At 57.2% G+C, this 22061-nt stretch carries 18 protein-coding genes; 14 read left to right on the top strand and 4 right to left on the bottom strand.

Going from position 1 to position 22061, the window contains the following annotated elements; genetic code table 11:
• Nucleotides 1–17 precede the first annotated feature (17 nt).
• The 3 genes from pflB to ycaO all read right to left on the bottom strand — a co-directional run bounded on the left by pflB (nucleotide 18) and on the right by ycaO (nucleotide 5367).
• The gene (pflB, locus tag DW58_RS07095; protein ID WP_024548380.1) at nucleotides 18–2300 is read right to left on the bottom strand and encodes a formate C-acetyltransferase; all 2283 of its coding nucleotides are present in this window, start codon (nucleotides 2298–2300) and stop codon (nucleotides 18–20) included.
• A gap of 47 nt (nucleotides 2301–2347) precedes the next feature.
• Nucleotides 2348–3205, bottom strand: a complete 858-nt coding sequence (gene focA, locus DW58_RS07090; protein ID WP_024548379.1) for a formate transporter FocA — start codon at nucleotides 3203–3205, stop codon at nucleotides 2348–2350.
• Nucleotides 3206–3603: 398 nt separating this feature from the next.
• Nucleotides 3604–5367, bottom strand: a complete 1764-nt coding sequence (gene ycaO / locus DW58_RS07085; RefSeq protein WP_024548378.1) for a 30S ribosomal protein S12 methylthiotransferase accessory factor YcaO — start codon at nucleotides 5365–5367, stop codon at nucleotides 3604–3606.
• Nucleotides 5368–5507: 140 nt separating this feature from the next.
• Here ycaO and DW58_RS07080 point away from each other — a divergent pair, with 140 nt between their 5' ends.
• The 13 genes from DW58_RS07080 (at nucleotide 5508) to DW58_RS07020 (ending at nucleotide 20387) form a co-directional block, all read left to right on the top strand.
• Entirely contained in the window at nucleotides 5508–6200 is a 693-nt protein-coding gene (locus DW58_RS07080; RefSeq protein ID WP_024548377.1) for a DUF421 domain-containing protein, read from the top strand.
• A 163-nt stretch (nucleotides 6201–6363) separates the two neighbouring features.
• A complete protein-coding gene (gene serC / locus DW58_RS07075) occupies nucleotides 6364–7449 on the top strand; it encodes a 3-phosphoserine/phosphohydroxythreonine transaminase (RefSeq protein ID WP_024548376.1) in 1086 nt (361 codons plus the stop codon).
• A gap of 71 nt (nucleotides 7450–7520) precedes the next feature.
• The gene (gene aroA, locus DW58_RS07070) at nucleotides 7521–8807 is read left to right on the top strand and encodes a 3-phosphoshikimate 1-carboxyvinyltransferase (protein ID WP_024548375.1); all 1287 of its coding nucleotides are present in this window, start codon (nucleotides 7521–7523) and stop codon (nucleotides 8805–8807) included.
• A gap of 175 nt (nucleotides 8808–8982) precedes the next feature.
• Nucleotides 8983–9666 (top strand): (d)CMP kinase, encoded by a 684-nt coding sequence (gene cmk / locus DW58_RS07065; protein ID WP_024548374.1) that lies wholly within the window; start codon nucleotides 8983–8985, stop codon nucleotides 9664–9666.
• A gap of 119 nt (nucleotides 9667–9785) precedes the next feature.
• The gene (gene rpsA / locus DW58_RS07060; RefSeq protein WP_024548373.1) at nucleotides 9786–11459 is read left to right on the top strand and encodes a 30S ribosomal protein S1; all 1674 of its coding nucleotides are present in this window, start codon (nucleotides 9786–9788) and stop codon (nucleotides 11457–11459) included.
• Nucleotides 11460–11574: 115 nt separating this feature from the next.
• A complete protein-coding gene (ihfB, locus tag DW58_RS07055) occupies nucleotides 11575–11859 on the top strand; it encodes an integration host factor subunit beta (RefSeq protein ID WP_024548372.1) in 285 nt (94 codons plus the stop codon).
• 208 nt (nucleotides 11860–12067) lie between these two features.
• A complete protein-coding gene (locus DW58_RS07050) occupies nucleotides 12068–14332 on the top strand; it encodes a ComEC family protein (RefSeq protein WP_024548371.1) in 2265 nt (754 codons plus the stop codon).
• 36 nt (nucleotides 14333–14368) lie between these two features.
• Nucleotides 14369–16117, top strand: coding sequence for a lipid A ABC transporter ATP-binding protein/permease MsbA (msbA, locus tag DW58_RS07045; RefSeq protein ID WP_024548370.1), 1749 nt, complete (start codon nucleotides 14369–14371; stop codon nucleotides 16115–16117).
• Nucleotides 16114–17091, top strand: coding sequence for a tetraacyldisaccharide 4'-kinase (lpxK, locus tag DW58_RS07040; protein WP_024548369.1), 978 nt, complete (start codon nucleotides 16114–16116; stop codon nucleotides 17089–17091). The genes msbA and lpxK overlap by 4 nt, the downstream gene beginning before the upstream one ends.
• 47 nt (nucleotides 17092–17138) lie before the next feature.
• Nucleotides 17139–18380 (top strand): winged helix-turn-helix domain-containing protein, encoded by a 1242-nt coding sequence (locus tag DW58_RS07035; protein WP_024548368.1) that lies wholly within the window; start codon nucleotides 17139–17141, stop codon nucleotides 18378–18380.
• A 42-nt stretch (nucleotides 18381–18422) separates the two neighbouring features.
• Complete coding sequence (locus tag DW58_RS07030; RefSeq protein WP_024548367.1) at nucleotides 18423–18605, top strand: Trm112 family protein; 183 nt, start codon at nucleotides 18423–18425, stop codon at nucleotides 18603–18605.
• Nucleotides 18602–19348, top strand: a complete 747-nt coding sequence (kdsB, locus tag DW58_RS07025; RefSeq protein WP_024548366.1) for a 3-deoxy-manno-octulosonate cytidylyltransferase — start codon at nucleotides 18602–18604, stop codon at nucleotides 19346–19348. Before DW58_RS07030 ends, kdsB begins: the two co-directional genes overlap by 4 nt.
• A 145-nt stretch (nucleotides 19349–19493) precedes the next feature.
• A complete protein-coding gene (locus tag DW58_RS07020; protein ID WP_024548365.1) occupies nucleotides 19494–20387 on the top strand; it encodes a YcbJ family phosphotransferase in 894 nt (297 codons plus the stop codon).
• On the opposite strand, the gene elyC is transcribed toward DW58_RS07020, so the two are convergent.
• Nucleotides 20364–21143: an envelope biogenesis factor ElyC gene (gene elyC, locus DW58_RS07015; protein WP_024548364.1), complete on the bottom strand. Its 780-nt coding sequence runs from the start codon at nucleotides 21141–21143 to the stop codon at nucleotides 20364–20366. The genes DW58_RS07020 and elyC overlap by 24 nt on opposite strands.
• A 135-nt stretch (nucleotides 21144–21278) precedes the next feature.
• On the opposite strand from elyC, the gene cmoM reads away from it, so the two are divergent.
• A complete protein-coding gene (gene cmoM, locus DW58_RS07010) occupies nucleotides 21279–22058 on the top strand; it encodes a tRNA uridine 5-oxyacetic acid(34) methyltransferase CmoM (protein ID WP_024548363.1) in 780 nt (259 codons plus the stop codon).
• Nucleotides 22059–22061 lie beyond the last annotated feature (3 nt).

Here is a 22061-nt window from a genome sequence, read left to right as displayed (position 1 = left end):
TTCAGTCCGACCGTGAATTACAGGGTCTGAGTGAAGGTACGAGTAATAACATCCTGCTGCTGTTCTTTGGTCAGGGAGTTAAAACGTACCGCATAACCGGATACACGGATGGTCAGCTGCGGATATTTTTCCGGGTGTTCCATCGCGTCGAGCAGCATATCGCGGTTCATGACGTTAACGTTCAGGTGCTGACCACCTTCGATGCTGGCTTCATGGTGGAAGTAACCATCCATCAGACCGGCAAGGTTGGTTTTACGCACTTCGTCGTCTTTACCCAGCGCGTTCGGAACGATAGAGAAGGTGTAAGAGATACCATCTTTAGCGTAGGCGAACGGCAGTTTTGCAACGGAGGTCAGAGAGGCAACGGCACCTTTCTGATCGCGGCCGTGCATCGGGTTTGCACCTGGGCCAAACGGCGCACCGGCGCGACGACCATCCGGAGTGTTACCGGTTTTCTTACCGTACACCACGTTAGAGGTGATGGTCAGAACCGACTGGGTCGGGATAGCGTGACGGTAAGTAGGCAGTTTCTGAATTTTCTTCATGAAACGTTCTACCAGGTCAACCGCCAGGTCATCCACGCGCGGGTCGTTGTTACCGAACTGCGGGTATTCGCCTTCGATTTCGAAGTCAATAGCCAGGCCGTCTTCATCGCGAATCGGTTTTACTTTCGCGTATTTGATGGCAGACAGGGAGTCAGCAGCAACGGACAGACCTGCGATACCACACGCCATGGTGCGGATAACGTCACGGTCATGCAGCGCCATCAGCGCAGCTTCGTAGCTGTACTTGTCATGCATGTAGTGGATGATGTTCAGGGCGGTGACGTACTGTTTCGCCAGCCAGTCCATGAAGTGATCCATACGTTCCATGACTTCGTCGTAATTCAGAACGTCGCCTTTGATCGGCGCAGATTTCGGACCTACCTGCATTTTCAGTTTTTCGTCCACGCCACCGTTGATTGCGTAGAGCATGGTTTTCGCGAGGTTAGCGCGAGCACCGAAGAACTGCATCTGTTTGCCGACAACCATCGGGCTTACGCAGCATGCGATAGCGTAGTCATCGTTGTTGAAGTCCGGACGCATCAGATCGTCATTCTCATACTGCAGAGAAGAGGTATCGATGGAGACTTTTGCCGCGAATTTTTTGAAGCTCAGCGGCAGTTTTTCGGACCACAGAATGGTGATGTTCGGCTCCGGAGACGGCCCCATGGTGTACAGGGTGTTCAGGAAGCGGAAGCTGTTTTTGGTTACCAGCGTACGGCCGTCAACGCCCATACCGGCGATGGATTCGGTTGCCCAGATCGGGTCGCCGGAGAACAGCTCATCGTATTCAGGGGTACGCAGGAAGCGGACCATACGCAGTTTCATGACCAGGTGGTCAATCATTTCCTGTGCGTCTTGCTCGGTGATTTTGCCTGCTTTCAGGTCGCGTTCGATGTACACGTCAAGGAAGGTAGACACACGACCGAAGGACATTGCGGCACCGTTCTGCGATTTAACCGCAGCCAGGTAACCGAAGTAGGTCCACTGTACGGCTTCCAGGGCGTTGGTTGCCGGACCGGAGATATCGCAGCCATATTTCGCTGCCATCTCTTTAATCTGGCCCAGCGCACGGTGCTGTTCAGCAATCTCTTCACGCAGACGGATAATCGCTTCCAGATCGACGCCGTTTTCCAGTTTGTCCTGCAGAGACTGGAACTGGGCGTATTTGTCTTTCATCAGGAAGTCGATACCGTACAGCGCCACGCGACGGTAGTCACCGATGATACGGCCACGGCCATACGCATCTGGCAGACCGGTCAGCACGCCGGATTTACGGCAGTTCAGGATGTCTTTGGTGTAAACATCGAATACACCCTGGTTGTGGGTTTTACGGTATTCGGTGAAGATTTTTTTCAGTGCCGGATCCAGCTCGCGGTTGTACGCTTTGCAGGAACCTTCAACCATTTTGATCCCGCCGAACGGGATGATGGCGCGTTTCAGCGGAGCATCAGTCTGCAGACCAACGATTTTCTCCAGCTTCTTGTTGATGTAACCCGCGTCGTGAGAGGTGATAGTTGAAGCGAGGTCAGTGTCAAAGTCTACCGGCGCATGGGTGCGGTTTTCCAGCTTGACGCCTTCCATCACGCGATCCCACAGCTCGGTGGTTGCATCGGTCGCACCGGTCAGGAAGGATTCGTCACCCTCATACGGGGTGTAGTTTTTCTGGATGAAGTCACGGACGTTTACTTCATTCTGCCAGTCGCCTTTCGCAAAACCTTCCCAGGCTGTGGCCAATTTTTCATTAAGCTCGGACATGTAACACCTACCTTCTTAAGTGGATTTCTTATTACTGCACGACGCAATCAACGGTGATCGTCGCCACGCAGGTAAATTACCCAGTACGTCAACCCAACCAGCAAACCCCCACCAATGATGTTCCCGATAGTCACCGGGATAAGATTGTCGGTGATGAAGTTCATGATAGTCAGATGTGGAAAACTTTCCGGAGAGGAGCCAACCGCGCTCCAGAACTCCGGGCTGGCAAAGTGGCGAATAACAATCCCCATTGGGATCATGAACATATTCGCGATGCTGTGTTCAAAGCCGCTGGCAACAAACATGCCTACCGGCAGAACCATGATGAAGGCTTTATCGACCAGACTGCGGCCGGAATAGCTCATCCACACGGCAAGACACACCATCAGGTTTGCCAGGATACCGAGGCTTACCGCTTCGATAAACGTGTGATGCAGCTTGTGGTCCGCCGTTTGGAGTACGTTCATTCCCCATGCGCCGTTAGCGACCATATGCTCGCCGGCCAACCACATCAGCAGGACGAACAGGAGTGCACCAATCAGGTTACCGACGTAGACGTTAAGCCAGTTGCGGCCTAACTGCCCCCATGTGATGCGTCCGCTGGCTTTCGCCACGACAATCAGTACCGTAGAGGTAAACAGATCCGCACCGCAGATAACGCATAAAATCAAACCCAGGGAAAAACAGATGCCGCCAATCAGTTTCGCAATACCAAAAGGCATCGCAGCGGTACCGGTTGTGGCAGTGATATAAAAAACAAAGGCAATTGAGATAAAAACGCCCGCGGTAATGGCCAGATAAAAGGTTTTCAGCGGATGCTTCGTTGCTTTATAAACTCCGGCTTCTTCGGCGACTTTCGCCATCGCTGCTGGAAGTAAAAGATCAAAAGGGTTGTCAGCTTTCACACTAACTCTCTCTTTATTAAGTCGGCAAAGAGATACTAACAAAGCATTATAGAGCAAAATTTGACATGGATCATAAAGCGCCAGATTTATAGCCCTTTGCGGGGTGGGGTTAATTGAAATTTTATTGCTAAATATTTGTAAGTTAAAGGGAAAATATTTTTTAAGTTTTACAAAAAGAGTTGAAAGTAGGCGCGGCGGGAAATGAAAAATGGTTAATTATAATGGGGTATTCTGCCTCCAGGGTTGCGATTTCTCTCGAAAAATAATTATCTTCAACCACTAGTTAACTTATCAGTTACAAATTTATTTCGTTTTAATTTTAATAATAATAAAGGGGCAACATTTGCCGCCCCTGTAATTATCCTCGTAAGAAGGAAAATGCGTAACGCAATTACCGCTTAGTTTGTTTTCCAGAAGGCTGCTTTGGCACGCTGCAGTTTCTCATAGGCCGCGAGCAGAGCCTGATGCGCCGGGAAAGCACTCAGCGTACCGTCCGCCGGCTGCAGGTCATAGAACGGCTCTTCACCGCTCAGCGCCGCGCTTGCCGCTTCCACGGTTTCAGCACCGAACATACGTACGAAGGCGTGATGATACTGCAGCGGCTCGCGCTCTTCTTCCATCGCCAGCAGCAGCAGGGTTTGCAGGCAGCGGTAGTAGTTGGCGCGCGCCGGACTGAACAGCGACGCGTTGAACTCCATGGTCCATTCGGTCCAGATCAGTGCCTGTTCGATATCACCGCCGGCCAGCGCCAGCATCGCTTTCAGCTCGCCGATACGCAGGGTATACCAGCCGTTATCTTTCCCGGTGGCGATGCCCAGCAGTTCGCGAACGCGGGTGAAGTCGTCATGGCCTTCTTCATCCAGCTGAGCGATAAGGTTGAGGTAGTCCTCTTTCTCCCACTCGCTGCCCGGCAGAGACAAAATCGTCTCGCGCAGGTGCGCGCCCATGCTGTTGTTCGCCAGCCACAGATCTTCCGCCGGATAGATGTCAGACATGCCGGGCACGATAATACGGCAGGCGTAGACGTCCAGATGCTGATAGTCGGCGATATACACGTCTTTATCTTCCGCTTTGAAAATCGCCATCAGGGTCGCGAACTCCTGCTCGGTGGTGCCGGAGAAGCTCCAGTCAACGAACGGGTAATCGGCATCCTGCTTAAACAGATCCCAGGAGATAAGGCCGCTGGAGTCGATAAAGTGCGTCTCCAGGTTGGCGTGCTCTGCCACTTCTTCATCGTCGAACGTCGGCGGGGTGAAGACATCAAGGTCTTTCAGGCCGCGACCCTGCAACAGTTCGGTAACGGTACGCTCCAGCGCCACGCCGAAGTCCGGGTGCGCGCCGAAGGAGGCGAAGCAGGTGCCGTTGGCCGGGTTGAACAGCACTACGCAGATCACCGGGTATTTGCCGCCCAGCGAGCCGTCATAGGCGAAAATCGGGAAACCTTCGGCTTCGAGTTTTTCAATCGCTTCCACCACGCCCGGGTAGCGCGCCAGTACGTCCTGCGGGATTTCCGGCAGGCTGATGGATTCGGCGATAATGCGGTTTTTAATATGGCGCTCAAACACTTCAGACAGCCCCTGCACGCGCGCTTCATTGCGCGTGTTACCCGCGGACATGCCGTTAGAAACATACAGGTTACCGACGATGTTCATCGGAATGTACACGGTCTGCTCGTCAGACTGGCGGGTGAACGGCAGGGCGCAGATGCCGCGATCTTCATTACCGGACTGAAGGTCGATAAGCATGCTGGCCGCCAGCTCGTTTTCCGGATCGTAGAAAGCGCGCAGGCGTGCATCCAGGATCCCCTCAGGCAGAGAATCATCGTCCGTCAGCGGGAACCACTTCTCATCGGGATAGTGCACAAACGGACCGTTCGCGATGGCATCGCCCAGCCAGAAATCGGCGAAGAAATAGTTGGTGGAGAGACGCTCGAAGTACTCGCCCAGCGCAGAGGCCAGCGCCGCTTTTTTGGTGGCACCTTTGCCGTTGGTGAAGCACAGCGCGCACTCTTTATCGCGAATATGAACGGACCAGACGTTCGGCACCGGATTCAGCCACGACGCTTCCTCGATGTTGAAACCAAGGTTGCTCAGCTGCGTTTGAAAACGGGCGATGGAGTCTTCCAGGGCGGCATCTTTGCCTGGGATGAAAGTTTGAGTCATGAGGGGTTCACTTTAGTCGTACGCAAAGTGCGCAATGATACGGGTTTTAGCTGACAGGCGCTATCGTCGCGGCGGCGCAGGCGAAAATAATTCTGAAGGCTATTATTAAGCTGAATAACCCTCTGTAATGGCAAATAAAAATGAAAACCTTTGATATCCAGCGCATGGCCTTTGACAAAGTGCCGCCGGATTTTTTATGGGAAGTGGCAACCCGCAGTTTCTACACTTTTATTCTGGTCTTTTTGTTCCTGAAGCTGACCGGGCGCCGCGGCGTGCGGCAGATGTCGCTGTTTGAAGTGTTGATCATCCTCACCCTCGGCTCGGCGGCAGGCGACGTGGCATTTTACGACGATGTGCCGATGATCCCGGTGCTGGTGGTGTTCATCACGCTGGCCGTACTCTACCGGCTGGTGATCTGGCTGATGACCCACAGTGAACGCATGGAAAATTTCTTTGAAGGGAAACCGGTGGTCGTGGTGGAGGAGGGCGAACTGGCCTGGGACAAGCTTAACGCCGAGAACCTGACCGAGTTTGAATTCTTCATGGAGATGCGCGGCTGCGGCGTGGAGCATCTTGGCCAGGTGCGGCTGGCTATCCTGGAAACCAACGGACAGATAAGCGTTTACTATTACCCGGACGACGGGGTACGCCCGGGCCTGCCTATTTTACCGGAGTACTGCAATGAGCGTTTCCGGGTGGTGCCGGAGGATGGCCACTACGCCTGTATCCGCTGCAGTGAAGTGGTGATATTACGCGCCGGAACGAAAGAATCCTGTCCGCGCTGCGCAAACCACGTCTGGGTGAAAGCGAGCATCGCAAAACGGGTCACCTGACAGCGCATTTCACGGCGTGAAGCGGGGATGACCGAACAATCTGTTGTGTGATTTTGCGCACATTGCTGCCCCGGGCCGCATTACCCGTTGCAGCCTCCGCGGCGCAATGATAAAACCGATAGCCACAGTAAAAACTTATTGCTTTCAAGCGTGGTGAAGGGAAATGACTCAGGTCTACAATTTCAGTTCTGGTCCGGCGATGCTGCCAGCGGACGTGCTCCGTCAGGCTCAGGAAGAGTTAGTTAACTGGCAGGGGCTCGGCACATCGGTGATGGAAATCAGCCATCGCGGTAAAGAGTTTATTCACGTGGCCGAAGAGGCTGAAAAAGATTTTCGCGACCTGCTGCAGATCCCTTCCAATTATAAAGTTCTTTTCTGCCACGGCGGCGGTCGCGGGCAGTTTGCTGCGCTGCCGTTAAACCTGCTGGGCGACAACACCCGCGCAGACTACGTGGACGGCGGCTACTGGGCTGCCAGCGCCGTGAAAGAGGCGAAGAAGTACTGCCAGCCGAACGTTATCGATGCCAAAGTCACCGTTGACGGCCTGCGTGCCCTGAAGCCGATGCGCGACTGGCAGCTCTCCGACAACGCCGCCTACGTGCACTACTGCCCGAATGAAACCATCGATGGTATTGCCATTGACGAAACCCCGGACTTTGGCGATGCCATCGTGGCGGCGGACTTCTCCTCCACTATCCTTTCAGGCCCCCTGGACGTCAGCCGTTTCGGTGTGATTTACGCCGGCGCGCAGAAAAACATTGGCCCGGCCGGTCTGACGCTGGTTGTCGTGCGCGAGGACCTGCTCGGTAAGGCGCATACCGCCTGCCCGTCGGTGTTAGACTACACCGTGCTGAGTGAAAACGACTCCATGTTCAACACGCCGCCGACCTTCGCCTGGTACTTGTCCGGGCTGGTGTTTAAGTGGCTGAAAGCCCAGGGCGGGGTAGAGGCAATGAACCGAATCAATCAGCAGAAAGCCGACCTGCTGTATGGCGTGATTGATACCAGCGGCTTCTACCGTAACGACGTGGCACCGGCCAACCGCTCGCGGATGAACGTTCCCTTCCAGCTTGCCGACAGCAACCTCGATAAGCTGTTCCTGGAAGAGTCCTTCGCTGCCGGCCTTCACGCCCTGAAAGGGCATCGCGTGGTTGGCGGAATGCGCGCTTCTATCTACAACGCCATGCCGCTCGCTGGCGTGCAGGCGCTTACCGACTTCATGAAGGATTTCGAACGCCGTCACGGTTAAGATAGCCTTTCATTTTCTTACCCCGCGGACCAACCGCGGGGTTATTCTTTTGTTTATCTGAGAGTTTGTTCATGCAGGAATCCCTGACGTTACAACCCATCGCGCTGGTCGACGGCACGGTTAATCTTCCCGGTTCTAAAAGCGTTTCCAACCGTGCACTGCTGCTGGCGGCCCTGGCACACGGCACTACCGTTCTGACGAACCTGCTCGATAGCGATGATGTGCGTCATATGCTTACCGCGCTGAGCGCCCTGGGCGTACGCTACACCCTGTCTGAGGATCGCACCCGCTGCGAGCTGACCGGCATGGGCGGCCCGTTGCAGGCGCAGGGCAGTCTGGAGCTGTTTTTAGGCAATGCCGGTACGGCGATGCGCCCGCTGGCTGCCGCGCTGTGCCTCGGGCATAACGATGTGGTGTTGACCGGTGAGCCGCGCATGAAAGAGCGTCCAATTGGTCATCTCGCCGATGCGCTGCGTCAGGGCGGCGCGCAAATTGAGTATCTTGAGCAGGAAAACTATCCGCCGCTGCGCCTGCGCGGCGGTTTTGTTGGCGGCGAGGTGGAGGTGGACGGCAGCGTCTCCAGCCAGTTCCTTACCGCGCTGCTGATGACCGCACCGCTGGCGGAGCAGGACACCCACATCGTCATCAAAGGCGATCTGGTGTCTAAACCTTACATTGATATCACGCTCCACCTGATGAACACCTTCGGCGTGAACGTGGAGAACGAGAATTACCAGCGCTTCGTGGTACGCGGCGGGCAGCACTACCAGTCGCCGGGCCAGTATCTGGTGGAGGGCGATGCCTCGTCGGCGTCCTATTTCCTCGCCGCTGCGGCCATTAAAGGCGGCACCGTGAAGGTAACGGGCATCGGGCGTAACAGCGTGCAGGGCGATATCCGCTTTGCCGACGTGCTGGAAAAAATGGGCGCGACCATCACCTGGGGCGACGATTTTATCGCCTGCACCCGCGGTGAGCTTAACGCCATTGATATGGACATGAACCATATTCCCGATGCCGCGATGACCATTGCCACCGCTGCGCTGTTCGCCAACGGCACCACCACGCTGCGCAATATCTTCAACTGGCGCGTGAAAGAGACCGACCGCCTGTTCGCGATGGCCACCGAACTGCGCAAAGTGGGCGCACAGGTGGAGGAGGGGCATGACTTCATCCGTATCACGCCGCCGGCATCGCTTAACTTTGCGGAAATCGGCACCTATAACGATCACCGTATGGCAATGTGCTTCTCGCTGGTGGCGCTCTCTGACACCCCGGTCACCATTCTGGATCCGAAGTGCACCGCGAAAACCTTCCCGGATTACTTCGATCAGCTGGCGCGCATCAGCCGTCCTGCCTGATTTTTACGCTCTCCCCGATGGACCGAAGCGGATCGGTCCATCGCACATCTTCATTTCTCCGGCACCTGGCCTGATTCACGTCTATATTTCGCGGTAAAGATAACAGTCTGTGGCGTTGACGCGTATAATGCGCCGCGTTCACGTTCAGGCTCGCCTGATAATAAAGGAGAAGAAGATGACGGCATTAGCCCCGGTAATCACCATTGATGGCCCAAGCGGAGCAGGTAAAGGCACGCTGTGTAAGGCCATGGCAGAAGCATTGCAGTGGCACCTGCTGGACTCCGGCGCTATCTATCGCGTTCTGGCGCTGGCGGCACTGCATCATCATGTTGATGTCACCTCCGAAGAGGCTCTGGTTCCGCTGGCCGCCCATCTTGATGTGCGCTTCGTGTCAACCGACGGCCATCTCGAAGTGATTCTTGAAGGCGAAGACGTCAGCGCCGAAATCCGTACCCAGGATGTAGCCAGCGCCGCCTCGCAGGTTGCGGCCTTTCCTCGCGTGCGTGAAGCCCTGCTGCGCCGCCAGCGCGCCTTCCGCGATGCCCCCGGTCTTATCGCCGATGGGCGCGACATGGGCACCGTTGTGTTCCCGGACGCGCCGGTGAAAATCTTTCTTGATGCCTCCTCTGAAGAGCGCGCGCACCGTCGCATGCTACAGTTGCAGGAGAAGGGCTTTAGTGTTAACTTTGAACGCCTTTTGGCCGAGATAAAGGAACGCGACGACCGCGATCGGAACCGTCCCGTAGCGCCATTAGTGCCGGCAGCAGACGCGCTGGTGCTTGACTCAACCAGTCTGAGCATCGAGCAAGTCATTGAAAAAGCGCTGCAATATGCCAGAGAGAAACTGGCTCTCGCGTAATAGCGCGACCTTATTCTGAAGTACCCACTGCAATGGATTGTGAGTGGGCATGTTAAACAACCCCATCCGGAAGTGAAGCCAGGTGGACGTTAAATTGAAGAATCCTGAAGATTATCAATATGACTGAATCTTTTGCTCAACTATTTGAAGAATCCCTTAAAACAATCGAAACCCGCCCGGGTTCCATCGTTCGTGGCGTAGTTGTCTCTATCGACAAAGACGTAGTTCTGGTTGATGCGGGTCTGAAATCTGAATCTGCAATCCCTGCAGAGCAGTTCAAGAACGCAGCCGGCGAACTGGAAATCCAGGTTGGCGACGAAGTTGACGTTGCTCTTGATGCAGTGGAAGACGGCTTCGGTGAAACCCTGCTGTCCCGTGAGAAAGCTAAGCGTCACGAAGCCTGGATCACGCTGGAAAAAGCTTACGAAGATGCTGAAACTGTTACCGGTGTTATCAACGGCAAAGTTAAAGGTGGCTTCACTGTTGAGCTGAACGGTATTCGTGCGTTCCTGCCGGGTTCCCTGGTTGACGTGCGTCCGGTCCGTGACACCCTGCACCTCGAAGGCAAAGAGCTTGAGTTCAAAGTAATCAAGCTGGACCAGAAACGTAACAACGTTGTGGTTTCCCGTCGTGCGGTTATCGAGTCTGAGAACAGCGCTGAGCGCGATCAGCTGCTCGAAAACCTGCAGGAAGGCATGGAAGTCAAAGGTATCGTTAAGAACCTCACTGACTACGGTGCATTCGTGGATCTGGGCGGCGTAGACGGCCTGCTGCACATCACTGATATGGCCTGGAAACGCGTTAAGCATCCGAGCGAAATCGTGAACGTGGGCGACGAAATCACTGTTAAAGTGCTGAAGTTCGACCGCGAGCGTACCCGTGTATCCCTCGGCCTGAAACAGCTGGGCGAAGATCCGTGGGTTGCTATCGCTAAGCGTTACCCGGAAGGTACCAAACTGACTGGTCGCGTGACCAACCTGACCGACTACGGCTGCTTCGTTGAAATCGAAGAAGGCGTTGAAGGCCTGGTACACGTTTCCGAAATGGACTGGACCAACAAAAACATCCACCCATCCAAAGTTGTTAACGTTGGCGACGTAGTGGAAGTGATGGTTCTGGACATCGACGAAGAACGTCGTCGTATCTCCCTGGGTCTGAAGCAGTGCAAATCTAACCCGTGGCAGCTGTTTGCTGAAACCCACAACAAGGGCGATCGCGTTGAAGGTAAAATCAAGTCAATCACTGACTTCGGTATCTTCATCGGCCTGGACGGTGGCATCGACGGTCTGGTTCACCTGTCTGACATCTCCTGGAACGTTGCTGGCGAAGAAGCCGTTCGTGAGTACAAAAAAGGCGACGAAATCGCTGCCGTTGTACTGCAGGTTGACGCAGAGCGTGAGCGTATCTCTCTGGGCGTTAAACAGCTCGCAGAAGATCCGTTCAACAACTACGTTGCACTGAACAAGAAAGGCGCCATCGTTACTGGTAAAGTAACTGCAGTTGACGCTAAAGGTGCTACAGTTGAATTAGCAGACGGCGTTGAAGGTTACCTGCGCGCTTCTGAAGCTTCACGTGACCGCGTAGAAGACGCTACCCTGGTTCTGAATGTAGGTGATGACGTTGAAGCGAAATTCACTGGCATTGATCGTAAGAACCGCGTAGTTAGCCTGTCTGTTCGTGCGAAAGACGAAGCTGACGAGAAAGATGCAATCGCTACTGTTAACAACAAACAGGAAGAAGGCAATTTCTCTAACGCAATGGCTGAAGCGTTCAAAGCAGCTAAAGGCGAATAATCGTCTTGACAGATTAAGGGCTTAGGCCTGTAATCTAGCGCTAAGGGCGGCTCCGGCCGCCCTTGTTCAATCTTAGCTGTACGATAATGTTGCCTTAAAGGATACCGGAGGAATCATGACCAAGTCAGAACTCATTGAAAGACTTGCAAGCCAGCAATCTCACGTTCCCGCGAAAGCGGTTGAAGACGCTGTAAAAGAGATGCTGGAACATATGGCCTCTACCCTTGCCCAGGGCGAGCGTATCGAGATCCGCGGCTTCGGCAGCTTCTCGTTACACTATCGTGCACCTCGCACCGGACGTAACCCAAAAACCGGCGATAAAGTTGATCTGGAAGGGAAGTACGTTCCCCATTTCAAACCGGGTAAAGAGTTGCGTGACCGCGCCAATATTTATGGCTGAGCCCAGCGGGCCCGGTCAGGAAAAACGGTACCTTCGGGTGCCGTTTTTTTTCGCCTGAAGGTTCTCGCTGGAAATCTCCTCGCAAACCGTAATGTAATGCTGTAATCACCTGAACTTCCCTTCGTCGCGCCTCGCATACTGATTAACGCCTTGCAGACATTGTCACCTCTTCAGCGCACGCTTCGCCTGTGCCCAGGGAGGAGGACGAATGACATTACCTGCTTTAGCGCTGTGCGCCATAGTCGGCCTGCTGCCGCTGCGCGTTTTAGCCATGTTGCCACCCGGCGAGTGGATCGCCGGCGGCGCGCTGATGGCTTTGCTGTTGCTGCTGCGTGGGCCGCAGGCGATGCGCTATGGCTGCGTTACGGTTCTTTGTCTGTGCTGGGGCCTGGCGATGGCGCATTTCACCCTGGCGCCGATCGCTGACCTGACAGGACGGCATCAGTCGGTAGAAGCGGTGGTCAGGGCGACGGACGGCGCTACAACGCATACCGTCACGATCGTTAAAGCCGAGGGGAAATGGCTCCCGGGCGGGGTTAATGTGACGCTGTACGGCAGCTACCTGCCGGCGGCGCCCTGTCCGGGGCAGCGCTGGTCACTCTTACTGGCGCTTCGCCCGGTACACGGCCAGCTCAACGAAGGGGGATTTGATAACCAGCGTCATTCGCTCTCACAGGGCAAGGTGCTGACGGGGCGGGTGCTGCGCGCAACGATACTGAATAATCACTGCAGCCTGCGCGGAAAATACATCGCCTCCGTCACCCGGTCGCTCAATGGCTATCCCTGGCGGGATGTCATTCTTGCGCTGGGTTTCGGGGAGCGTCTGAACGTCAGCGACAGCATCAAAAATCTGATGCGCGCTACCGGGACCGCGCACCTGATGGCGATATCGGGCCTGCATATTGCGCTGGCGGGGGCGATTGGCTGGGGGATGGCGCGCCTGACCCAGCGTGTCCTGCCGGCTCAGCGTATTGGTCACTGTTTACCGCTAATGCTGAGCCTGCTCGTGGCAGCAATGTATACCTGGCTTGCTGGCGCTAACCCGCCGGCGGTCAGAACGCTGCTGTCACTGTCGATCTGCGCGGCGATAGGCCTGAGCGGGCGGCGCTGGCACCCGTGGCAGATCTGGCTGTGCTGCATTGGTAGCATCGTCATCGCTGACCCTCTGGCGGTGCTGTCTGATAGCCTGTGGCTATCCGCATTTGCCGTGGCCGCGCTGATTTTCTGGTATCAGTGGATGCCGTTCCGACCGCGCACGCCGTGCCGCCCGCTGCGCATGCTGTACGGCATGGTGCATCTCCAGGCGGGCATCACGCTTCTGCTGCTTCCGCTACAGATAAGCCTGTTTCACGGTATCAGCACCACCTCGCTTGTCGCGAATATGTTTGCCGTTCCGGCGATAACCCTGATAAGCGTCCCGCTGATTCTGGCTGGCATGGTGCTGCATCTTCTGCCGCTGAGCGGCATCGAGCAGGCAGTCTGGTGGCTTGCCGATCGTTCGCTGGCGGTTACCTTTTCGACGCTGGAGGCTTTACCTGACGGGTGGCTTGAGGTTGACCAACGCTGGCAGTGGCTGGCGCTGGTACCCTGGCTTGCCATCGCCTGCTGGCGGCTGCGGCTGCATGTCGTCGTGCCTTTTACGGTAGCAACCATGCTGGCCGCAACGCTGTTTCCCTTTCTTCCGCGACCGGCAGAGAAGGGCTGGGCGGTACACATGCTCGACGTCGGGCATGGGCTCGCTTTGGTGATTGAACGTCATGGACGGGCCATGCTGTACGACACCGGCGGTGCCTGGCCCGGTGGGGACAGCGGGCGGCAGACCATCATCCCCTGGCTACGCTGGCATCATCTGACGCCGGAGGGGGTGATAGTGAGCCATGAGCACCTCGATCACCGCGGCGGGCTGGCGTCTGTCCTTACCGCCTGGCCCGGGCTACCGGTACGCAGCCCGATGGGTTGGGAAGGGCACAGCCCCTGCGAGCGCGGTCAGACGTGGCGCTGGCAGGGGCTGCGTTTTACGGCGCTCTGGCCGTTACCCGGCCATAAGCAGAGCGGCAACAACCGCTCCTGTGTGGTCAGGATCGACGACGGGCACCAGAGTGTCCTGCTTACCGGTGACATTGAAGCTGACGCAGAGTTAGCTATGCTCAAACATCACTGGCAGTTTATGCGCGCCGATGTCATTCAGGTGCCGCATCACGGCAGCAGAACCTCGTCCGGTGGGGCGCTGTTAGGGCAGGTAGCGGGCCGGGTGGCGATAGCCTCGGTGGCGCGCTACAACGCCTGGCACCTGCCGTCCAACAAGGTGGTCGAGCGCTATCGATCCCGGGGTTATCGCTGGTTCGATACGGCGCACGCCGGGCAAATTTCGGTGGTTTTTACGGCGCACGGGTGGCACGTACGGCGCTATCGGGAGCAAATTTTACCTCGCTGGTACCATCAGTGGTTTGGCGTGCCCGCGGATAGCAGGTAGAATATGCGGCTATTTCAACACAAGCTGGTTTTTTGAATGCATAACGATAAAGATCTCTCCACATGGCAGACCTTCCGCCGCCTTTGGCCGATGATTGCCCCTTTTAAAGCAGGTCTGATAGTGGCTGGGGTAGCGTTAATCCTCAATGCGGCCAGCGATACGTTTATGCTGTCGCTTCTGAAACCGTTGCTGGACGATGGGTTCGGGAAAGCCGACCGCTCCGTGCTGATCTGGATGCCGCTGGTGGTGATCGGCCTGATGGTGCTGCGCGGCATTACCAGTTATATCTCAAGTTATTGCATCTCATGGGTCTCCGGCCAGGTTGTGATGAACATGCGCCGTCGGCTGTTTGGCCACATGATGGGCATGCCGGTCGCGTTCTTTGACAAGCAGTCCACCGGCACGCTGCTGTCGCGCATTACCTACGATTCCGAACAGGTGGCGTCCTCCTCTTCCAGCGCGCTGATCACCGTGGTGCGTGAAGGGGCATCGATCATTGGTCTGTTCGCGATGATGTTCTATTACAGCTGGCAGCTGTCGTTAATCCTTATCGTGATCGCGCCGCTGGTCTCCTTTGCTATTCGCTTCGTTTCGAAGCGTTTCCGTAACATCAGCAAAAACATGCAGAACACCATGGGGCAGGTGACCACCAGCGCCGAGCAAATGCTCAAAGGCCATAAGGAAGTGCTGATCTTTGGCGGCCAGGACGTGGAGAACGAGCGCTTTAACAAGGTGAGCAACCGCATGCGTCATCAAGGGATGAAACTGGTGTCAGCCACCTCGATCTCCGATCCGATCATTCAGCTTATTGCCTCCCTGGCGCTGGCGTTTGTGCTCTATGCCGCGAGCTTCCCGAGCGTGATGGAGACGCTGTCAGCCGGTACCATTACCGTGGTGTTCTCGTCGATGATCGCCCTGATGCGTCCGCTGAAATCCTTAACCAACGTCAACGCGCAGTTCCAGCGCGGAATGGCGGCCTGTCAGACGCTGTTCTCGATTCTTGATACCGAGCAGGAGAAGGATGAAGGGACGCGTGTTATTGAGCGTGCCAAAGGCGATCTGGAATTCCGCAATGTGACCTTCACCTACCCGGGTCGTGATATTCCGGCCCTGCGGGATATCAACCTCGCCATCCCGGCCGGTAAGACGGTCGCGTTGGTGGGGCGTTCAGGCTCGGGCAAATCGACCATCGCCAGCCTTATTACGCGCTTTTATGACGTGGACTCCGGTGAGATCACTATGGACGGCCACGACCTGCGGGAGTACACCCTCTCATCGCTGCGTAATCAGGTCGCGCTGGTGTCGCAGAACGTGCATCTGTTTAACGATACCATTGCCAACAACATCGCCTATGCGCGCAATGAGGTGTATACCCGCGAGCAGATCGAGCAGGCGGCCCGTATGGCCTACGCCATGGACTTTATCAATAAAATGGACCACGGCCTCGATACGGTCATCGGTGAAAACGGCGTGCTGCTTTCCGGCGGCCAGCGTCAGCGTATCGCCATTGCTCGTGCCCTGCTGCGTGACAGCCCGATTCTGATACTGGATGAAGCCACTTCCGCGCTGGATACTGAGTCTGAGCGCGCGATTCAGGCGGCGCTGGATGAACTGCAGAAGAACCGTACCTCGCTGGTTATCGCCCATCGTCTCTCCACCATTGAGCAGGCGGATGAAATCGTTGTTGTGGAAGACGGGCGGATCGTTGAGCGCGGCTCCCACAGCGATCTGCTGGCGAAAAGCGGCGTTTACGCGCAGCTTCACAGAATGCAGTTTGGCGAATGATAGACGCCATCTGGTCAGGCAAATCACCGCTCTGGCGGCTGCTGCTGCCGCTCTCCTGGCTCTATGGCCTGGTGAGTGGCCTGATTCGCCTCAGCTATCGGGCGGGCTGGCGGCGCGTCTGGCGCGCACCGGTGCCGGTAGTGGTGGTGGGTAACCTGACCGCCGGCGGCAACGGGAAAACGCCGGTGGTTATCTGGCTGGTCGAGCAGCTTCGGCTGCGCGGCATTAACGCAGGCGTGGTGTCACGCGGCTACGGCGGCAAAGCGGCGCACTATCCGCTGGTGCTGACGCCGCAAACCACCACCGCAGAAGCGGGGGATGAGCCGGTACTGATTTACCAGCGTACCGGTGCGCCGGTTGCGGTCTCTCCCCAGCGCGCGGCGGCGGTGAAGGCGCTTATCGCCGCCAGCGCGCCGGATATCATCATCACCGATGACGGCCTGCAGCATTACGCCCTGGCGCGTGACAAAGAGATCGTGGTGGTAGATGGCGAACGGCGTTTCGGTAACGGCTGGTGGTTACCCGCCGGGCCGATGCGCGAACGCGCCGGGCGTCTGACGAGCGTGGATGCGGTGATCACCAACGGCGGCACGGCACAACCGAATGAGATCGCGATGCGGCTTGAGCCGGGGCTGGCGGTGAATCTGGCTACGGGCGAACAGCGCCCGGTGGCAAGCCTCACCGAGGTGGTGGCGATGGCCGGTATTGGTCATCCACCGCGCTTTTTCGCCACGCTGCGTAACAGTGGCGTTACGCCCGTGAGCTGTATTGGTCTTGCCGATCATCAGGCGCTGACTGAAGCCGACGTCGCTGCGCTGGCACGTGATTCGCAAACGCTGGTGATGACGGAAAAAGACGCCGTGAAATGCCGCGCGTTCGCCCGTCAAAACTGGTGGTATTTGCCGGTCGAGGCGACGCTGAGTCAGCCCCAGGCCGATAGATTAGTAAACGACATCGCGGCGCTGGTTCGCTGAAATCAGGCGGCGCGGCGTAGTCGGACACTCCCTGACAGGATGCTGAAATGACCGTACCGCACCTTTCGCTTCGCGCCGCTCGCCATCTCCACCTCGCCGCCCAGGGCCTGCTTAAAAAACTGCGCCACACCGCGCGTCCTGCTGACATTCTGGCGACCATCACCCGCATGTCGCTCCTGCAAATCGATACCATCAATATTGTGGCGCGCAGCCCTTACCTGGTGTTATTCAGCCGTCTCGGTAGCTATCCACCGCGCTGGCTGGATGAGGCGCTGGCGCACGGTGAGCTGATGGAGTACTGGGCGCACGAAGCCTGTTTTTTACCGCGCAGCGACTTTGCACTGGTGCGCCATCGCATGCTTAACCCGGAACAAATGGGCTGGAAATATCGTGCCGGGTGGATGCGCGAAAACGCAGAGGAGATCGCGCAGCTCATCGCCCACATTACGCAGCATGGTCCGGTGCGTTCGGCGGATTTTGAACATCCGCGTAAAGGCGCCAGCGGCTGGTGGGAGTGGAAGCCCCACAAGCGTCATCTGGAGGGGTTGTTCACCGCCGGCGAGCTGATGGTGGTTGAACGGCGTAACTTTCAACGCGTCTACGATCTCACCTCGCGCGTCATGCCCCACTGGGACGATGCGCTGCACCTGCCGGACGCCGCCGAGGCGCAGCGTGCCATGCTGGAAAACAGCGCCCGCAGTCTGGGGATTTTTCGCCCGGAGTGGCTTGCTGATTACTACCGTCTTAAAAAGGTGGATGTAAAAAGCACCCTGCTTCGCTGGCAGGAGCAGGGCATCGTCCTGCCGGTGACGGTGGAATCGCTCGGCACGATGTGGGTTCATCAGGCCTGGCAGCCGGAGCTGGCGCTGGCCGCGCTGGGTAAACTGAACGCCACCCACAGCGCCGTGCTGTCGCCGTTCGATCCGGTGGTCTGGGACCGACGACGCGCCGAACAGCTATTTAATTTCTCTTATCGTCTCGAATGCTACACCCCGGCGGCAAAGCGTAAATATGGCTACTTTGTCCTGCCGCTGTTGCACCGCGAGGCGCTGGTCGGGCGCATGGATGCCAAAATGCATCGTAAAACGGGCACCCTTGAGGTGATTGCGCTTTACCTGGAAGAGGACGTTGCGGTGACCTCAGGGCTGGCGGCGGGGTTGGAAACCGCGCTCAACGATTTTGCCCGCTGGCAGTCGGCGGGGCGCATTATCTTTCAGCGGCTTCCCGAGGCGCTGGCAGCGCAGTGGGGAGAGGGGTGGGAAATTACATCCCCCGCGAGCGGGTTATGATATTCTCATCCCACTGACTTATCGGGTCCATCCGGAGGATTTATGGATCATCGCTTACTCGAAATCATTGCCTGCCCCGTCTGTACCGGCAAACTCTATTTCAATCAGGAAAACCAGGAACTTATCTGCAAATCCGACGCACTTGCTTTCCCGCTGCGCGATGGCATTCCTGTGCTGCTGGAGAATGAAGCCCGCCCGTTAAACCTGGAAGAGAGCAAGCCATGAGTTTTGTGGTCATTATTCCTGCCCGCTATGCCTCCACCCGTCTACCGGGCAAACCGTTGGTGGATATCAACGGTAAACCGATGGTTGTGCACGTGCTGGAGCGCGCCCGCGAATCGGGTGCCGGACGCATCATCGTTGCCACCGATCACCCTGACGTCGCGCGCGCGGTGGAAGCCGCCGGGGGCGAAGTCTGCATGACCCGCGCCGATCACCAGTCCGGTACTGAACGTCTGGCGGAAGTGATTGAAGCCTGCGGCTTCAGCGATGATACCGTCATCGTTAACGTACAGGGCGATGAGCCAGCCATCCCGCCGGTGATTATTCGCCAGGTCGCGGAAAATCTCACCGCCAGCAAAGCGGGCATGGCAACGCTGGCTGTACCGGTGCACTCGGCGGAGGAGGCGTTCAACCCCAACGCGGTGAAAGTGGTAACCGATGCGAACGGCTATGCGCTCTACTTCTCGCGCGCCACCATTCCCTGGGATCGCGATCGTTTTGCCCAGTCGCGTGACACCATCGGTGACAGCTTCCTGCGCCATATCGGTATCTACGGTTACCGTGCCGGGTTTATCCGTCGCTACGTGACCTGGCAGCCGAGCCAGCTGGAGCAGATTGAGATGCTCGAGCAGCTGCGCGTGCTGTGGTACGGCGAGAAAATCCACGTCGCGGTCGCGAAAGCGGTGCCGGGAACCGGCGTCGATACGCCGGAAGATCTGGAACGTGTCCGTCTCGAAATGCAGTAATACCTTCCGGCACCCCCTCCGCCTGGGGTGCCGCATTTTCCCCGCCGCGCCGCTCGTTTTCTACGTCGATCTTGATCTCCCCGGGTGACATCCCTGCCTGACGCGCTCATAGTAAAGGCATTGTGATTTGTAAGGGTAACGGCAAATGGATCGACTTCGTGCGGAGCTCAGCCATCTGTTAGGCGAAAAGCTCAGTCGCCTTGAGTGCATCAATGAGAAAGCGGATAGCACGCTCTGGTCGCTGTACGACAGCGAAGGGCACGCGATGCCGCTGCTGGCGCGCAGTTTCAGCACCCCGGGGGTGGCGAAGCAGGTGGCGTGGAAAATTTCCATGCTGGCCCGTTCAGGCACGGTGCGCATGCCGGTGGTGTACGGCGTCATGACCCATGAAGATCATCCCGGACAGGACGTGTTGCTGATTGAGCGGCTGCACGGCGTGCCGGTCGAGGCGCCGGCCCGGACGCCGGCGCGCTGGGAGCAGTTGAAAGAGCAGATTGTGGAAGCGCTGCTGGCCTGGCATCGGGTAGACAGCCACGGCTGCGTTGGGGTGGTGGACAGCACACAGGAAAACATCTGGCCGTCATGGTATCGCCAGCGCGTTGAAGTGCTGTGGAGCACGCTGAACCAGTACCATAACACCGGCCTGACGATGCAGGATAAACGCATGCTGTTTCGCACCCGGGAGTGCCTCGACGGACTGTTTGCCGGGTTCAACGATAACAGCGTGCTGGTCCACGGTAATTTTACCCTGCGCAGTATGCTGAAAGACGCGCGCAGCGATCAGCTGGTGGCGGTAGTTAACCCCGGCGTCATGCTCTGGGCGCCGCGTGAGTATGATCTGTTCCGCCTGCTGGACGACGGGCTGGGTGAGAGCCTGTTCTGGTCCTATCTGCAGCGCGCCCCGGTGGCGGAATCCTTTATGTGGCGGCGCTGGCTCTATGTGCTGTGGGATGAGGTGTCGCAGCTGCTTCAGACCGGGCGGATGAACCGCCAGGCCTTCGACAGCGCCTCAAAATCACTGCTTCCCTGGCTCTCCTGACGATCCTTTCAGCCACTGCCAGACGCGTCCCAGCGTCTCATATCCGACCCGGTCGCTGTGCATCAGCCAGTTTGGCGACGGGATCATCCGCTCCCAGAAGTTGAGCGGGGAGTCGATCGCCAGCTGGTTAGCGGGTGCCGGAATCGGGTTAAGCCCCTGCTGACGGAAAAAGATCATCGCCCGCGGCAGGTGCGAGGCTGACGTCACCAGGATAAACGGCTGGGAGCCAATTGTGGCGGCCACTGCCGCCGCTTCCTCTTCGGTATCCTTTGGCGTATCCAGCGTCACGATACGGCTGCGCGGCACGCCGAGGCTTTCCGCCACCCGTGCCCCCGCTTCGGCGGTGCTGACCGGGTTGGTACGGGCCGGCGCACCGGTGAAGATCATCGTCGCCCCAGGGTTAGCCAGCCAGAGGCGGACGCCTTCGGTGACGCGCGGCAGGCTGTTGTTGATAAGATTGGAGCTGGGTGCCCAGTCGGGGTTCCAGGTGTAGCCGCCGCCCAGCACCACGATGTGCTTCACCGGCTCGCTGGTATGCAGTGTCGGATAGCGATCCTCAATCGGTCGGAGCAGCCCGTCTGCCACCGGCTGAAGGCTCAGCAGCAGCAGTATCAGCCAGGAGACCGTCAGCAAGCCTTTCGCGGTTTTCTGAAAACGGCTAAACCAGAGCAGGCAAATAGCCAGACCAATCATAAACAGCAGAAATGGCAACGGCAGCAACATGCCGCCAATCACTTTCTTCAGCGTGAAAAGCATCTTATCCGGTTCCTTTTTTAACCATACGGCGGGTAAACAATGCTGATATTACACCAGATGGGTTCATTCTCCGTCTGGCTGTGCCAAAATAGCGCTTTTGCCATTCTCCCCCCATTACGTTGTGGAGTTGTACCCATGCGGGATCGCAATTTTGATGACATCGCGGAAAAATTTTCGCGCAACATTTACGGTACAACGAAGGGACAGCTGCGCCAGGCCATTCTGTGGCAGGACCTTGATGCGCTGCTGGCAACGCTGCCGGCGGGCCCGCTACGGGTGCTTGACGCCGGCGGTGGAGAAGGGCAAACCGCTTGCCGCATGGCGGAGCGCGGGCATCACGTCACGCTGTGTGACCTCTCCGGTGAAATGATCCTCAGGGCACAGCAGCTCGCTGCCGATAAAGGTGTGAGCGGTAACATGCATTTTATACAATGCGCCGCGCAGGAGATCGGTCAGCATTTGGAAAGACCGGTTGATCTGATATTGTTTCACGCGGTGCTCGAATGGGTCGCCTTGCCGGAAGCGATGCTTGAGGTTCTGTGGCAGCATCTGAACCCCGGCGGCGCGCTGTCGCTGATGTTCTACAACGCCAACGGTCTGCTGATGCACAACATGGTGGCCGGGAACTTCGCCTACGTCGAGCAGGGTATGCCCAAGCGCAAAAAGCGTACGCTGTCGCCGGACTACCCGCGCCAGCCGCAGGATGTGTATCGCTGGCTTGAACAAACAGGCTTTCATATTACGGGCAAAACCGGTGTACGCGTGTTTCATGATTATCTGCGCGAAAAGAATAAGCAGAAAGAGTGCTATGACGATCTGCTGGAGCTGGAAACTCGCTATTGCCGGCAGGCGCCCTGGGTCGATCTCGGGCGCTACATCCACGTCACCGCGTTGAAGCCGCAGAGCCAAGGATAAGTT

The sequence above is a fragment of the Siccibacter turicensis LMG 23730 genome (assembly GCF_000463155.2).
Classification (GTDB): Bacteria; Pseudomonadota; Gammaproteobacteria; order Enterobacterales; family Enterobacteriaceae; genus Siccibacter; species Siccibacter turicensis.
This window is presented reverse-complemented; position numbering and strand designations above follow the sequence as displayed.

What these genes read in the sequence shown, in the direction of transcription:
- pflB (WP_024548380.1), bottom strand. Translation starts at nt 2,300, where the DNA reads ATGTCCGAGCTTAATGAAAAATTGGCCACAGCCTGGGAAGGTTTTGCG.
- ycaO (WP_024548378.1), bottom strand. Translation starts at nt 5,367, where the DNA reads ATGACTCAAACTTTCATCCCAGGCAAAGATGCCGCCCTGGAAGACTCC.
- DW58_RS07080 (WP_024548377.1), top strand. Translation starts at nt 5,508, where the DNA reads ATGAAAACCTTTGATATCCAGCGCATGGCCTTTGACAAAGTGCCGCCG.
- serC (WP_024548376.1), top strand. Translation starts at nt 6,364, where the DNA reads ATGACTCAGGTCTACAATTTCAGTTCTGGTCCGGCGATGCTGCCAGCG.
- aroA (WP_024548375.1), top strand. Translation starts at nt 7,521, where the DNA reads ATGCAGGAATCCCTGACGTTACAACCCATCGCGCTGGTCGACGGCACG.
- cmk (WP_024548374.1), top strand. Translation starts at nt 8,983, where the DNA reads ATGACGGCATTAGCCCCGGTAATCACCATTGATGGCCCAAGCGGAGCA.
- rpsA (WP_024548373.1), top strand. Translation starts at nt 9,786, where the DNA reads ATGACTGAATCTTTTGCTCAACTATTTGAAGAATCCCTTAAAACAATC.
- ihfB (WP_024548372.1), top strand. Translation starts at nt 11,575, where the DNA reads ATGACCAAGTCAGAACTCATTGAAAGACTTGCAAGCCAGCAATCTCAC.
- DW58_RS07050 (WP_024548371.1), top strand. Translation starts at nt 12,068, where the DNA reads ATGACATTACCTGCTTTAGCGCTGTGCGCCATAGTCGGCCTGCTGCCG.
- msbA (WP_024548370.1), top strand. Translation starts at nt 14,369, where the DNA reads ATGCATAACGATAAAGATCTCTCCACATGGCAGACCTTCCGCCGCCTT.
- lpxK (WP_024548369.1), top strand. Translation starts at nt 16,114, where the DNA reads ATGATAGACGCCATCTGGTCAGGCAAATCACCGCTCTGGCGGCTGCTG.
- DW58_RS07035 (WP_024548368.1), top strand. Translation starts at nt 17,139, where the DNA reads ATGACCGTACCGCACCTTTCGCTTCGCGCCGCTCGCCATCTCCACCTC.
- DW58_RS07030 (WP_024548367.1), top strand. Translation starts at nt 18,423, where the DNA reads ATGGATCATCGCTTACTCGAAATCATTGCCTGCCCCGTCTGTACCGGC.
- kdsB (WP_024548366.1), top strand. Translation starts at nt 18,602, where the DNA reads ATGAGTTTTGTGGTCATTATTCCTGCCCGCTATGCCTCCACCCGTCTA.
- DW58_RS07020 (WP_024548365.1), top strand. Translation starts at nt 19,494, where the DNA reads ATGGATCGACTTCGTGCGGAGCTCAGCCATCTGTTAGGCGAAAAGCTC.
- elyC (WP_024548364.1), bottom strand. Translation starts at nt 21,143, where the DNA reads ATGCTTTTCACGCTGAAGAAAGTGATTGGCGGCATGTTGCTGCCGTTG.
- cmoM (WP_024548363.1), top strand. Translation starts at nt 21,279, where the DNA reads ATGCGGGATCGCAATTTTGATGACATCGCGGAAAAATTTTCGCGCAAC.